This is a genomic window from Methylobacterium sp. NMS14P (assembly GCF_028583545.1).
In the GTDB taxonomy this organism is placed as follows: domain Bacteria; phylum Pseudomonadota; class Alphaproteobacteria; order Rhizobiales; family Beijerinckiaceae; genus Methylobacterium.
This window is the reverse complement of record NZ_CP087106.1, coordinates 3338598-3350683: the sequence shown is the minus strand read 5'-3', so window position 1 is coordinate 3350683 and position 12086 is coordinate 3338598. Positions and strand designations below refer to the sequence as shown.

Sequence of the window (12086 nt, the reverse complement as noted above, 5' to 3'; positions counted from 1 at the left end):
GCGATCCCGGAACCGCGATCAGGTGTTTCGAATCGCGCTCCGCGGCACGACGCCCGCACTCTGACCGCACGGAGGTTTACGAAGCGCTAACCATGTTGGCGGTCGGAACGCGCAGCGTCGATCAGTTGCGCCGCGGCGCCGCGCCCGCGCGCCGGAGCGCCTCGGCCAGCGCCCCGCCCGGCGCGGGATCCGCACTCGGGCCCGGTCGGCTGCGCGGCGCGTCCTGCTTGGGCTCGCCCGTCCGCCGGGCCGGCTGGCCCGGCTCGACGGGATCGTCGAGCCGCATCGACAGCGCGATGCGCTTGCGCGGGGCGTCGACGTTGAGCACCAGCACCCGGACGACCTCGCCGATCCGCACCACCTCGGTGGGCGACGCGATCCGCCGGCGGGCCATCGCCGAGATGTGGACGAGCCCGTCCTGATGGACGCCGATATCCACGAAGGCCCCGAAGGCCGCGACGTTGGTGACGACGCCCTCCAGCTGCATGCCGGGCTTCAGGTCCCCGATCGTCTCGACGCCCTCCTGGAAGCGCGCCGTCTTGAACTCCGGCCGCGGGTCCCGCCCCGGCTTCTCGAGCTCGGCGATGATGTCGCGCACGGTCGGCAGGCCGAAGCGCGCGTCGACGAACGGCTCCGGCGCCAGGCGGCCGAGGAGGGCGCCGTTGCCGAGCAGGACGTGGATGTCGCTCTTGGTCGCCCGGAGGATGCGGCGGACTACCGGGTAGGCTTCCGGGTGGACGCCCGACCCGTCCAGCGGGTCGTCGCCGCCATGGATCCGGAGGAAACCGGCGGCCAGCTCGAAGGTCTTCGGGCCGAGCCCCGGGACCTTCTTGAGCGCCGCGCGCGTCCGGAACGGGCCCTGGGCGTCGCGGTGAGCGACGATCCGCGCCGCCATCGCGCCGCCGAAGCCGGAGACCTGCGCCAGCAGGGCCGGGGAGGCCGTGTTGACGTCCACGCCGACGGCGTTGACCGCGTCCTCCACCACCGCCGAGAGCGACCGCGACAGCTTCGCCTCGCTGACGTCGTGCTGGTACTGCCCGACGCCGATCGACTTGGGATCGATCTTGACCAGTTCCGCCAGGGGATCCTGGAGACGGCGGGCGATCGACGCGGCGCCGCGATGGGACACGTCGAGGTCGGGCAATTCCTTGGCGGCGATCTCGGAGGCCGAGTAGACCGAGGCGCCGGCCTCGGAGACCATGACCTTCGCCAGCGGCAGGTCCGGGTTGGCCGCGATGATCTCTGCGGCGAGGCGCTCGGTCTCGCGGGACGCGGTGCCGTTGCCGACGGCCAGAAGCTCCACGCCGTGCTGCCGGCACAGCCGGCCGAGCGTCGCGACGGTCTCGCGCCAGCGCCGCTGCGGCTCGTGCGGATAGGTGGTCTCCACCGCGACGACCCGCCCGGTTCGATCCGCGACCGCGACCTTCACGCCGTTCCGGTAGCCCGGATCGAGCCCCATCGTCGCCCGCCCGCCCGCCGGGGCGGCCAGGAGCAGGTCCTTCAGGTTCCCGGCGAAGACCGTCACGGCCTCGTCCTCCGCCCGCTCGAACAGGCGGCCGCGCAGGTCCTGCTTGATCCCGGTCCGGATCTTCGTGCGCCACGCCGTGCGGACCGTCTCGAGGAGCCAGGCATCGCCCGCACGGCCGCGCGACGCGATCTCGAAGCGGCGGCAGATCGCCGTCTCGAACGGCCCGGGAAGGCCCGGCGCCGACTCCTCGCCCTCCGCGGCGAAGCCGACGTCGAGCACCTCTTCCCGTTCGCCCCGGAAGATCGCCAGGATCCGGTGCGAGGGCATGCGCTCCAGCCGCTCGCTCCAGTCGAAGTAGTCCGAGAACTTCGCCCCCTCGTTTGCCTTGCCCTTGCGCACCTGCGAGACGAGCTGGCCGGTTCGCCAGTAATCAGCCCGCAGGCGCCCGACGAGGTCGGCATCCTCGGCGAAGCGTTCGATCAGGATGGCACGGGCGCCCTCCAGCGCGGCCTCGATGTCCGGCACGCCGCGCGCGTCCGACACGTAGTCGGTCGCGACCGCCTCGGGCGCGCGGTCGGGCCGGCTCAGCAGGGCCTGGGCCAGCGGTTCGAGGCCGGCTTCGCGGGCGGATTGCGCCTTCGAGCGCCGCTTGGGCCGGAAGGGCAGGTACAGGTCCTCCAGCCGCGCCTTGGTGTCGGCGGCGTCGAGGGCCGCAGCCAGAGGCGGGGACATCCTGCCCTGGGCGGTGATGCTCGCGACGATCGCGGCGCGCCGCTCGTTGAGATCGCGCAGGTAGGACAGCCGCTCCTCGAGCCTGCGCAGATGCGTGTCGTCGAGGCCGCCCGTACTCTCCTTCCGGTAGCGCGCGATGAACGGCACGGTCGAGCCGCCGTCGAGGAGCGCGACGGCGGCGGCAACCTGCGCCTCCCCGACACCGAGTTCTTCGGCGATCAGAGCGTTCACGGCTTTCATGGATTCTCCGGCTGGGGTCGCGGCGACGGACGGGCTGCCTGCGTGGAGCGCCAAGCCGTCGGAAACAAGGCGCCGGTCAGGCGCGCGGCTGCGCCTCCGTCTCCGCCCTCACGGCCCGGGCACAGTCCAGGATGCGGTGCCGGGCAGCTGGATCCTCGATCGAGAACCACAGGTTCAACAGCTCTTCGGTCATCGAGAGGTCGTCGTTCTGGCTCGGATCGAAGAAGACGTCGACCGAACATCCGAGAGTCTCGGCCAGATCGCCGAGGATGCGGCGCGACCGTTCGTTCGGGACTCTGCTGTGATTCGCCATCACGTCGATCCGCCTCGCAGCGCCAACAGGTGCTGCCGCCAGAATGCCCTCGCCCCCGCCCGCAACGGGTCAGAGCATCGAGATCCAGACAATCCAGTCAAGTCCGCGCGTCGCCGTCGCGGTGCGGTGTCAGGCGACGGGATGCCGAACCCGGTCTCGCCTGGACAGCGCAGTTCCTGGGGATAGCTGGCCGGCTGGCGGCCTTCCATGGCACGGGATTCGCAACGGCCTTCAGAGATCAGATCGCGATAGATAGCTGGCACAAGACTGGACCATCACTCGTCAGACGACATGTCCGCGCGGATCACAGTCTTAGCGCGATGGGCCGACCGGGCAGCACGCCTTGACGATCGCAACGCGACGTCATCGGGATGTCACCCGTCGATGCAAATCTTCCGCTTCGCATGTCCCGCAAAGGGAGGCGCCCGTGCAATTCGAGATTCGAGAGCGTAGCCGGTCGCTCTGGTCCTGGGTTCTCGTCAACGAGACTGACGAGCCCGTCCTCGAATCGCGGCGCAGCTTCCCGTCACGCGCCCAGGCGATGGCGGCGGCCCTGGCCTTCTCCCAGCTCGTCGCCCGCGCCGGGCGGAGCCTCGGCGGCGGCCCGCGTCAGGTCGGTTTCCTCTGACGGCGCCGCTCGCCGGTCCGGTGTCAGGTCGTCCGGATACGGTGGCGCACGAGGCTGACCACGCTCGTGCAGGCGATGACGCAGCCCACGCCCATCGCGCCGAGGCAGCTGATGGTGCGGATCGGTTCGCCGCGGGCCAGGACGATGGCCACCGCGAGCGGCAGGAGCAGGAACACGAACAGCAGGGTCATGACCGGATCCGAGTGACGATGGTCGAGTCTAGGATCCGAAAGGTTAATCACTTCTCACGGTTCGGTCCCGCCTGAGGGCTGAGCGGGCGCATCGGTCTGGGCGGTATGACACGTCTCTGCGAGCGGCGCTGAGCGCTCCCGAGGCACGCCGCGCGGACGCGCAGCCGCCTGGAACCGTTGCCGACCCGGTTGTGGCGGGGGCGATCCGCGAGCCCGTGCCGGACGCGGCGCGGATCCCCTCTCCACCCGAGCCGGACTTCCCAGGGACGATCTCGGGCAGGACCGGGCTCCCTCGGAAGAGGCGCCTGGCGCGGCCGCCGAGACCGGACGCGCCGTCTCTGCGAACCGTCGCGACACGATCGGGAACGATTTCGGCCGAGTGCCGAACCGCGATCAGCGTCCGCTCTCGTCGAGGCGGACGAGGCGGTCGACGAGCGCGCGATCGTGCAGAAGCGCCATCCGCTCCTTCGGCGAGAGCCAAGCCCGCGCCTCCGCGACGGTCTCGGCCTCGCAAATCTTCGCGGTGGCCAGCGTCCGGTCCGGGTCGATCGCGCCCCGGGGTCGCCGGCGTCCCAGAGGAAGCATCTCGCTGTGCGCGCGCGCGAGGTCGGGGTCGGCGTGGAGGGCCGCGAGAGAATCGGCGTCGTCGAACCCGCGCTCCGCGTTCCGGGCCGCGAGGGAGGCGGCGCGGACGGCGATCTCCGGCGGCGCGGCCTCTTCCGGCGTGGCGAGGAGCAGGCGGCGCTTGAGCGCCAAGCCGAGCCCGAGCTGACCGCTCGCCCAGGAGATCGGGATCGCCAGCACCAGACCCAGGATCGTCGGGCTCATCCAGAGGAACAGCGAGGTGGCGATCGCGAAGGCGGCGACGCCCGCCACCAACCCCAACAGCGTGTGCCAGCGATGGCGGACGACGATGTCGCGCAGCGGGATCGAGCCGTCGTCCCGCCGCTGCGGGTTCCACCCCGTGTCCCGACCGATCAGGATGCCCATCACGGACCCCGACTGGATCACCATCGCCACCGGCGCCACGAGGGCCGACAGCAGGATCTCGACGAGGCTCGACAGGACGAGGCGCCCGGCGCCCCCGCAGGCGCGCCGCACCGGGCCGTCCAGCAGGGCCAGGATCAGGCCGAGGAACTTGGGCGCCAGCAGGACCGCCATGGTGAGGCCGAACAGCTGGAGCGCGCGGACCGGATCGAAGCGCGGGAAGACCGGCGAGAAACCGGCGCCGCCGAAATAGTCGGGCCGCTCCGTGGCCGTCTGGAGCACCAGCAGGATACCGACCACCAGCTGCAGCAGCCACAGCGGCGAGGCGAGGTAGCCGGCGATGCCGGTGGCGAAGTGCTGCCGGGTGGCGGGATGCAGCCCGGCGGCGCCGATGACGCGCGCGTGCTGGAGATTGCCCTGCGCCCAGCGCCGGTCGCGCACCGCCACGTCGATCAGCGACGGCGGGCTCTCCTCGTATGAGCCCGGCAGGCGATGGAGCATGTAGACCGCCCAGCCCGCGCGGCGGATCAGGGCCGCCTCGACGAAGTCGTGGGACAGGATGTGTCCGCCGAAGGGCGGCTTCCCGGGCAGGTCCGGCAGGCCGCAGGAATCCGCGAAGGCGCGGGTCCGGATGATCGCGTTGTGACCCCAGTAATTGCCGTCCCGACCGGACCACGCGGCGAGGCCGGCCGCGATCACCGGGCCGTAGATCCGGGCCGCGAATTGCTGGAGCCGGGCGAACAGGGTGTTGCGGTTGATGATCAGCGGCAGCGTCTGGATGATGCCGGCATCCGGGTCCGCCTCCATGGCGGCGGCGAGCGCCACGACCGCCGATCCGCTCATCAGGCTGTCGGCGTCCAGCACGAGCATGTGGTCGTAGCGGCCGCCCCATCGGGTGACGAAGTCGCCGATGTTGCCGGCCTTGCGGTGATGGTTCTTCGGCCGGTGCCGGTAGTAGAGCCGGGCCGCGGGACCGAGCCGACCGCGCAGGTCGAGATAGGCCCGCTCCTCGGCGATCCAGGCATCGGGCTGGGTGGAGTCCGACAGGACGAACCAGTCGAAATGGTCCCCGAGCCCGGTCGCCTCGACCGCCTCGCGCATGGCCTCGATCCCCGCGAAGGTGCGGGCCGTGGCCTCGTTGTAGACGGGCATCAGGACCGCGGTCCGCGTGCGCAGCGCCTTCGGGTTCGGCGTCGGCCGGGGGCGGCGCAGCAGCGTCCCGAACCCGAGCACCGCGCTGGTGAAGGCGAGCGCGATCCACGAGAAGGTCAGGCAGAACAGGACGACGAGCACGAGCTGGAGCGCGGTCGGGCTGCCGGAGACCGACACGGTCTCGACCATCTGCCAGCCGCCGAAGGCTGTCAGGGCCAGGGCGCCGCCGAACACCAGGATTCGCTCAGGCCACGGCGTCCGGACCCGGCGCGCCGGCCGGTGCCCGAGACCCGGATCCCAGCGCGCCAGATCCTGGACCGGCATGGCGAGGGGCGCTTCGGGCGGCAGGTGGTGGCCGCCGCCGGTCGCGGTCACGCGCCCGGACCCGAAATCCGTCGCTGGCGGCAGGGTCATGGTCTCGTCCAATCGCACGGGGGAGGCCGGTCCTCAGCTGTCGGGATGGGCGTCAGGGTGTCCAGCGAAACAGCCACGTCTCGCTGGCGCGGGCCTGACCGCGCCGGAGCGCGAGGCGCAGCTCGCTCGCGCGCTCGCTCCCCGGATCGAGTTCGAACAGGATGCGCAGGGTCTTACGATCGGGGTACCGAAACCGTTCCTGGCGCGTGATCGTCCCGGCCGAGGCCCCGAGGTCGACGTCGATGTCGCCGGGCTGGAACAGCGCGTCGCCCTCGAAATCGACCGCGAAGAGCCGGCGATTGCCGGTGCTGCCGTGGCCGCAGCGGCTGTCGCGCACCCGGGCGATCTCCGGCGGCAGAGGGTCCGGCCAGCCCTTGGACCAGTGCTGCCGGCACTGGAAGCGCATCTCCGCGCCCTTCGCCAGCTTCGCCTTGGGCCGCCAGTAGGCGAACACGTTCTCGTTCAGCTCGGAATCGCTCGGGATCTCCAGCAGCGTGACCGCGCCCTCGTTCCAGTCGTCGAGCGGCTCGAGCCAGAGGGACGGGCGCTGCTCCCAGTGGCGGCGGTCATCCTCGAAATCGTCGTAGGCGCGGGCGCGCTGCATCAGGCCGAAGCCCTTGGGCCCGCGATCCACGAAGGCCGAGACCTGCAGCGCCTCGGGATTGTGGACGGGGCGCCAGATCGGCTCACCGTAGCCGTTGTGGATCGCCAGCCCCTCCACCGAGAAGGCCGCGGCGCGCAGATCGTCCACGCGGTTCCGGTCGAGGGCGCCGAACAGGTAGCTGCCCTGCATACCGCCGAGCCCGATATGGTCCAGCTCGGTGCGGGCGAAGACCGTTCCGTCGATCTGCGCCGTGGAGACGTCGCGGCCCGGGGTCAGCGTGATCCTGAATGCCGCGGTCGCGGATTCCGACTCCGCGAGGGCGTGGACGACCACCGGCTGACCCGCTTGCGCCGTCTCGATGAACAGGGCCCGGAAGAGCGGGAACTCCTCGCCGCGGGAATCGGCCGGCCGCAGCGCGAGCGCCCGGGCGTTGATGCCGAAATCCTGGCCCTCCGCGACGAGGCGGAAGAACGAGGCGCCCTGGAACAGGGCGAAGTTCGACAGCCCGTCGGCGCCGTCGAACCGGGCGCGCAGGCGGAAGCCCGAGAAGGCGGTGTCGGCGGTCAGGTCGGGCAGGTCGAGACCCAGCGCCGCGATGGCGGACTTGTCGTACCCGACCGGCTGCACGAGGCCGTTCTCCACGACGAACAGCGACACCGGCGTCTCGAAGATCGAGCCGCGCAGCAGCGGCTCCAGGACGTAGCCGGCGTTCCGGTCGGCCCAGACCGCGCGGCCCTCGGCGGGTCGGATGGCCTCGTAGGCCTCGCGGGAGAGGTTCTTGAGAACGGCCGGCACGTCGCCTGTCTTCGGCGCGGCGTAGGGGGCGGCGGCCCGGGCGCGGGCGAGGTCGGTCAGCGTGTTCGCCTCGAACGCCTCGCCGCGGCCGGGCACGGCCGGGGCCTTCTCCGGGTCGGCCGCCCGCGCGGCCACCGGAAGCAGTCCCGCGGCAGCACCGAGCGCGCCGCCCAGGACGGCGCGGCGTGTCGCGGTGGCGGAGAATCCGGGGTCGATCGTCATGCAGGCGGTGGTCTCGCGTCGCGGGTCCCGGTGCGGGAGGCCCCGTGTATACGGACAGGCCGGCTGAACCCAAGGTTAAGCAACTGCTTGAACCGCAAGGGGCTCCGTTGACTTAACCCGAGCCGGCTCTCTAATTCGGCTGACTGCATCAGAACGGGGGAGGCAGCATGGGATCGTTGCGAGTGACTGGCCACGGCGTGGATCTCGGCGAGAGTCTGCGCGGCCGCGTCGAGGAACGGATGTCCGCGATCCAGGCCAAGTATCTCGACTCGCACATGCACGATTCCTGCAACGGCCACGTCACGCTCCGGCGCGACGGCACCGCGTTCCGGACGGATTGCGTGCTGCACCTCGTCTCCGGGCTGACGATCGAGGCGAACGGGTTCGCGCACGACGCGCGGTCGAGCTTCGAGCAGACCGCCGAGCGCCTCGAGACCCGGCTGCGGCGCTACAAGCACAAGCTGAAGCAGCACGCCACCGGCCCAGGCGACGCCGCGGCGGTCGAGGCCGCCTACGCGGTGTTCGCGGCCCCCGAGGTGGAGGAGGACGAGGACGCCGAGGGCGACGCCCACCCGCCGATCGTCGCCGAGAGCACCAAGACCCTCCAGCGCCGCACCATCGGCGAGGCGGTGACGGCCCTCGATATGACGGGATCCCCAGTGGTTGTGTTCGTCCACGCTGGCACCGGCCGCGTCAACGTCGTATATCGGCGGAGCGACGGAGCGATCGGATGGGTGGACCCGCCGAACGCCACCGAGTGACGCTGCGGGTCGGGAGGAACGGAGCCGGAACCGGCCGGTTTCCCCGCCGATTGAATCAAGCGGGGGCGCGGCCGGAACGGTCGTCGATGCCCCTGCGACGAGGCCCGCTTCCTCGCGAGCGGGCGACGGGGCAACGGTCGTTCGATGCCAGTTCTGGAATTCCTCGACCCCGAGTCGGTCGTGCCGGCCCTGCGCGCCCGCGCCAAGAAGCAGGTGCTGCAGGATCTCGCCGCGCAGGCGGCGCGGCGTCTGCCCGCCCTCGGCGAGCGTCCCGTCTTCGGCACCCTTCTCCAGCGCGAGCGGCTCGGATCGACCGGCATCGGCGACGGGGTGGCGATCCCGCACGGTAAGCTGCCCGGCCTGGACCGTCTGTTCGGGCTGTTCGCGCGCTTCGACCGCCCGGTGGATTTCGAGGCCCTGGACGGTCAGCCCGTGGACATCGCCTTCCTGCTGCTCGCGCCCGAGGGCGCCGGCGCCGACCACCTGAAGGCGCTCGCGCAGGTCGCCCGAATCCTCCGTGAGCCGGGCATGCTCGCGCATATCCGCGCCGCCCGGGACGCCGGCGCGCTCTACGCGCTGCTGACCCGCTCGACGGCACCGCAGGCCGCCTGATGATCCCGAGCTTCCGTATCGCCGCCGCGCTGACCCTGGCGGCCGGCGTCTCCGGCGCGGCCCTCGCCCAGGGCGAGACCACCTGCGCCCGCGACGTCCTGGTGGCGCAGTCGATGCAGCGCCAGGCCCTCGAGCAGCTAGAACAGGCCGACGGCGACGACGCCAAGAACTGCCGCGTCTGGCGGCGTCACGTGGAGACGATGCGGCGCGTGGCGAGCGTCTACGGCCGCTGCCTCTCCGGCTCGGAGCGCAGCGAGCGCCTCGCGCAGGTCCAGGGATCGGACCGCGAGTTCTCGGCGGCGATCAAGGCGCGCTGCAAGGGTCAGTAGGGCCCGGGGTGAGGCGCGCGCCGCGCCCTCAATCCACGCCGCGCAGCGTGAGCGGCTCGGCCACCATCTTCACCGGCTTGCCGCGCCCGATCAGGATCGCCGCGCGGGAGCGCTCGGGATCGGCCTCGAAGCGCGTCCGGACCCAGCTGACCAGGAACTTCACGTACTCGGAGGCGAGAAGGCGCGCCGCCGGCGGGTTCTGCCACCAGCGGTCGGCGTCGAACGCCTCGGTCACGACGGGATGCGGCAGGACGCGGTCGCTGTCCTGCAGGGCGTGATCGAGTTCCACCAGCGTCCGCGGCATGTGGTAGTTCGAGGTCACGACCGCGACCGTGCTGAACCGGTGCGCGCGCATCCAGCGGCGCGTCTCGATGGCGTTCCCGATCGTGTTGCGGGCCCGGTAGTCGAGATCCACGCAGCAGGCGATCAGGGCCCGCTGGGTCGGGTTCAGCCGGGCGATCTCGTCGCGGCTGGTCCGCTCGTTGACGCCGGTGATGAGCAGGCGCCGGCCGTAGCCGCCCGCGAGGAGGTCGATCGCGTCGCCGATCCGCTGGGCGCCGCCGGTCAGCGCGACGATCCCGTCGGCCCGGTCGGTCGGCGTCCGCTCGTGGCGGGCGAGCGCGCTGACGAACACCAGAAATCCCGCGCACAGGGCCAGCATCCCGAGGCCGGCGCCCAGACTGCAGGCCCAGAGCGCGATCCGCCGCGGTTCACGCGGGCGCAGGACGGCGCGGCGCGGGCGGCCCCACTCGTGCCAGGCCCAGCCGACCGCGTCGGTCGAGGGCGGATCCGATGCGCGCAGCATACGCGTGGTCATCCTCCGGAGAATCGGCGCCGATTGCGGCGGCTCGGAGGCCGGCGCTATCGGCCGTTTCCACACCGCAACCATAAAGTTTCTAGACGGTAAACGCGCCTGGATGACCCTCTATTTCCACGTCTTCGTGACGCAGCGGGGCGTCATGCCAGGAAGCGCCGCACGGTCACGCGCGAGACGACGCCCGTGACGAGCGACGCGATCACGCCGATCAGGATCACGCTGGCGTAGCCGCGCAGGCCGATGTGGAACGCGCCGAACAGCGCCTCGACCTCCTGGCCGGCCGGTCCGGAGCGCGCGGCCCGGGCCAGGAGGCCGGCGATCACGAAGGCGACCAGCGCCAGCCCGGCCCCGATCGCGCCGCCGCGCAGGCCCAGGCCGAAGAACCGTCGCTGGAACGCCCGGGCGATGTAGTCGTCGTCGGCGCCGACGAAATGCAGCACCTCCACGACCTCGCGGTTGCTCGCCATGGCGCCGCGGGTCGCGAAGGTCACCGCGAGGCCGGTGGCGATCAGGACGAGCAGCACGAGCCCGATCCCGATGCCCACGAAGGCGTTGGCGGCGGTGGAGAGCCGCTGGAGCCAGAGGGCGTGGTCGTCGAGGCTGGCGACGCCCGGCAGCGCCTCGACGAGACGCGATCGGAGACGCTTCAGGTCGGCCGCCTGGCCGCTCGAGAGCTTGAGGGCGATCAGGCGCGGCACCGGGAGGTCGGAGAGGTCGAGCCCGGTCCCGAGCCACGGCTCGAGCAGGCGCTCCGCCTCGGCCTTGCTGAACACCCGCGTCTCGGCGATCCCCGGTTCGGCCTTGGCGACGGCGTCGGCGCGGGCGACGTCGGCGTCGACGTCGCGGCCGGGACCGGGCCGGACCTGGATCGTGACCTCCCGCGCCACGTCGCCCTGCCACTGGGCGGCGTTCGTCGCGACCATCTCGGCCGCGCCCGCGCAGAGGCCCGCGAGGAACGTGAGGATCGCGATGACCGCCGCCAGGGAGCGGCCGGCCGCCGTGTCGGTCGGTACCAGCGGCGCGTTGCGGCGCAGGTTGGCCGGCATCGACGGGTCGGGCGGCACCGCCGATCCACCGGATTTCGTCCGCGGCATCGCCTGAGCGCTCATTCCTCGATCCGCAGCCGGCCTTCGCCCAGGACCATCCGGCGGGCATCGACGGCGTCCATGATGCCGAAATCGTGGGTGGCGATGATGACCGAGGTCCCGAGCTTGTTCAGCTCCAGGAACAGGCGGAGCAGCCGCCGCCCGAGGCCCGGATCGACGTTGCCGGTGGGCTCGTCCGCGAGCAGCAGGTCGGGCCGCGCGATCAGAGCGCGGGCGATGGCGGCGCGCTGCTTCTCGCCGCCCGAGAGCAGCGGGGGCAGGGCGTGCATGCGCTCGCCGAGGCCGACCCAGCGCAGCAGTTCCACCACCTCGGCCCGGTAGCTCGCCTCGGCCCGGCCCTGGACGCGCAGGGGCAGGGCGACGTTCTCGTAGGTGGTCAGGTGATCGAGGAGCCGGAAATCCTGGAACACCACGCCCATCCGGCGCCGGAGCCCGGTCAGCGCCTTCGCGGAGATGTCGCTCACCTCCTCGCCGAAGATCGACACGAGCCCGCGGGTCGGCCGCACCGACAGCAGGATCAGGCGCAGCAGCGTCGTCTTCCCGGCCCCGGACGGGCCGGTCAGGAACTGGAAGGAGCGCGGCGCGATGCGGAAGCTCACGTCGGACAGCACCTCCGGCCCGAGGCCGTAGCGCATGCCGACATTCTCGAACTGCACCACCGGCCGCTCCGCGCCGGGCAGCAGGCTCTTCATGCTCGCCTGTAGGTTCAAAGCCG

At 71.8% G+C, this 12086-nt stretch carries 12 protein-coding genes; 4 read left to right on the top strand and 8 right to left on the bottom strand.

The window, feature by feature from the left end:
- Positions 1–121: 121 nt before the first annotated feature.
- Both LOK46_RS16130 and LOK46_RS16125 read right to left on the bottom strand, forming a co-directional pair.
- A complete protein-coding gene (locus tag LOK46_RS16130; protein WP_273558736.1) occupies positions 122–2440 on the bottom strand; it encodes a Tex family protein in 2319 nt (772 codons plus the stop codon).
- A 76-nt stretch (positions 2441–2516) separates the two neighbouring features.
- Positions 2517–2753 (bottom strand): hypothetical protein, encoded by a 237-nt coding sequence (locus tag LOK46_RS16125; protein WP_273558735.1) that lies wholly within the window; start codon positions 2751–2753, stop codon positions 2517–2519.
- Between the two features lie 427 nt (positions 2754–3180).
- Between LOK46_RS16125 and LOK46_RS16120 the strand changes: the two genes are divergently transcribed.
- Entirely contained in the window at positions 3181–3381 is a 201-nt protein-coding gene (locus LOK46_RS16120; RefSeq protein WP_273558734.1) for a hypothetical protein, read from the top strand.
- Between the two features lie 23 nt (positions 3382–3404).
- Here the strand turns inward: LOK46_RS16120 and LOK46_RS16115 are convergent, their stop codons facing one another.
- The 3 genes from LOK46_RS16115 to LOK46_RS16105 form a co-directional block, all read right to left on the bottom strand.
- Complete coding sequence (locus LOK46_RS16115) at positions 3405–3572, bottom strand: hypothetical protein (protein ID WP_273558732.1); 168 nt, start codon at positions 3570–3572, stop codon at positions 3405–3407.
- 393 nt (positions 3573–3965) lie between these two features.
- Positions 3966–6125, bottom strand: coding sequence for a glucans biosynthesis glucosyltransferase MdoH (gene mdoH, locus LOK46_RS16110; RefSeq protein ID WP_443192819.1), 2160 nt, complete (start codon positions 6123–6125; stop codon positions 3966–3968).
- A gap of 52 nt (positions 6126–6177) precedes the next feature.
- Positions 6178–7746 carry a glucan biosynthesis protein D gene (locus LOK46_RS16105; protein WP_273558730.1) on the bottom strand — a complete coding sequence of 523 codons (1569 nt, stop codon included), beginning with the start codon at positions 7744–7746 and terminating at the stop codon, positions 6178–6180.
- A 167-nt stretch (positions 7747–7913) separates the two neighbouring features.
- Here LOK46_RS16105 and LOK46_RS16100 point away from each other — a divergent pair, with 167 nt between their 5' ends.
- From LOK46_RS16100 to LOK46_RS16090, 3 genes are all read left to right on the top strand, one after another.
- On the top strand, positions 7914–8507 hold the full coding sequence (locus LOK46_RS16100; protein ID WP_273558728.1) for a ribosome hibernation promotion factor: 594 nt from the start codon (positions 7914–7916) through the stop codon (positions 8505–8507).
- A gap of 144 nt (positions 8508–8651) precedes the next feature.
- A complete protein-coding gene (ptsN, locus tag LOK46_RS16095) occupies positions 8652–9119 on the top strand; it encodes a PTS IIA-like nitrogen regulatory protein PtsN (protein ID WP_273558727.1) in 468 nt (155 codons plus the stop codon).
- A complete protein-coding gene (locus LOK46_RS16090) occupies positions 9119–9448 on the top strand; it encodes a hypothetical protein (RefSeq protein WP_273558725.1) in 330 nt (109 codons plus the stop codon). The genes ptsN and LOK46_RS16090 overlap by 1 nt, the downstream gene beginning before the upstream one ends.
- A gap of 28 nt (positions 9449–9476) precedes the next feature.
- On the opposite strand, the gene LOK46_RS16085 is transcribed toward LOK46_RS16090, so the two are convergent.
- From LOK46_RS16085 to ftsE, 3 genes are all read right to left on the bottom strand, one after another.
- On the bottom strand, positions 9477–10253 hold the full coding sequence (locus LOK46_RS16085) for a YdcF family protein (protein WP_273558723.1): 777 nt from the start codon (positions 10251–10253) through the stop codon (positions 9477–9479).
- Positions 10254–10405: 152 nt separating this feature from the next.
- Positions 10406–11374 (bottom strand): cell division protein FtsX, encoded by a 969-nt coding sequence (locus tag LOK46_RS16080; RefSeq protein ID WP_273558721.1) that lies wholly within the window; start codon positions 11372–11374, stop codon positions 10406–10408.
- Positions 11371–12063 carry a cell division ATP-binding protein FtsE gene (gene ftsE / locus LOK46_RS16075; protein WP_020093599.1) on the bottom strand — a complete coding sequence of 231 codons (693 nt, stop codon included), beginning with the start codon at positions 12061–12063 and terminating at the stop codon, positions 11371–11373. Before ftsE ends, LOK46_RS16080 begins: the two co-directional genes overlap by 4 nt.
- Positions 12064–12086: the final 23 nt, after the last annotated feature.

Excerpts from the sequence above, each read along its gene's own strand:
- LOK46_RS16130 (WP_273558736.1), bottom strand. The coding sequence starts at position 2,440 with ATGAAAGCCGTGAACGCTCTGATCGCCGAAGAACTCGGTGTCGGGGAG.
- LOK46_RS16125 (WP_273558735.1), bottom strand. The coding sequence starts at position 2,753 with ATGGCGAATCACAGCAGAGTCCCGAACGAACGGTCGCGCCGCATCCTC.
- LOK46_RS16115 (WP_273558732.1), bottom strand. The coding sequence starts at position 3,572 with ATGACCCTGCTGTTCGTGTTCCTGCTCCTGCCGCTCGCGGTGGCCATC.
- mdoH (WP_443192819.1), bottom strand. The coding sequence starts at position 6,125 with ATGACCCTGCCGCCAGCGACGGATTTCGGGTCCGGGCGCGTGACCGCG.
- LOK46_RS16105 (WP_273558730.1), bottom strand. The coding sequence starts at position 7,746 with ATGACGATCGACCCCGGATTCTCCGCCACCGCGACACGCCGCGCCGTC.
- LOK46_RS16100 (WP_273558728.1), top strand. The coding sequence starts at position 7,914 with ATGGGATCGTTGCGAGTGACTGGCCACGGCGTGGATCTCGGCGAGAGT.
- ptsN (WP_273558727.1), top strand. The coding sequence starts at position 8,652 with ATGCCAGTTCTGGAATTCCTCGACCCCGAGTCGGTCGTGCCGGCCCTG.
- LOK46_RS16090 (WP_273558725.1), top strand. The coding sequence starts at position 9,119 with ATGATCCCGAGCTTCCGTATCGCCGCCGCGCTGACCCTGGCGGCCGGC.
- LOK46_RS16085 (WP_273558723.1), bottom strand. The coding sequence starts at position 10,253 with ATGCTGCGCGCATCGGATCCGCCCTCGACCGACGCGGTCGGCTGGGCC.
- LOK46_RS16080 (WP_273558721.1), bottom strand. The coding sequence starts at position 11,374 with ATGAGCGCTCAGGCGATGCCGCGGACGAAATCCGGTGGATCGGCGGTG.
- ftsE (WP_020093599.1), bottom strand. The coding sequence starts at position 12,063 with ATGAAGAGCCTGCTGCCCGGCGCGGAGCGGCCGGTGGTGCAGTTCGAG.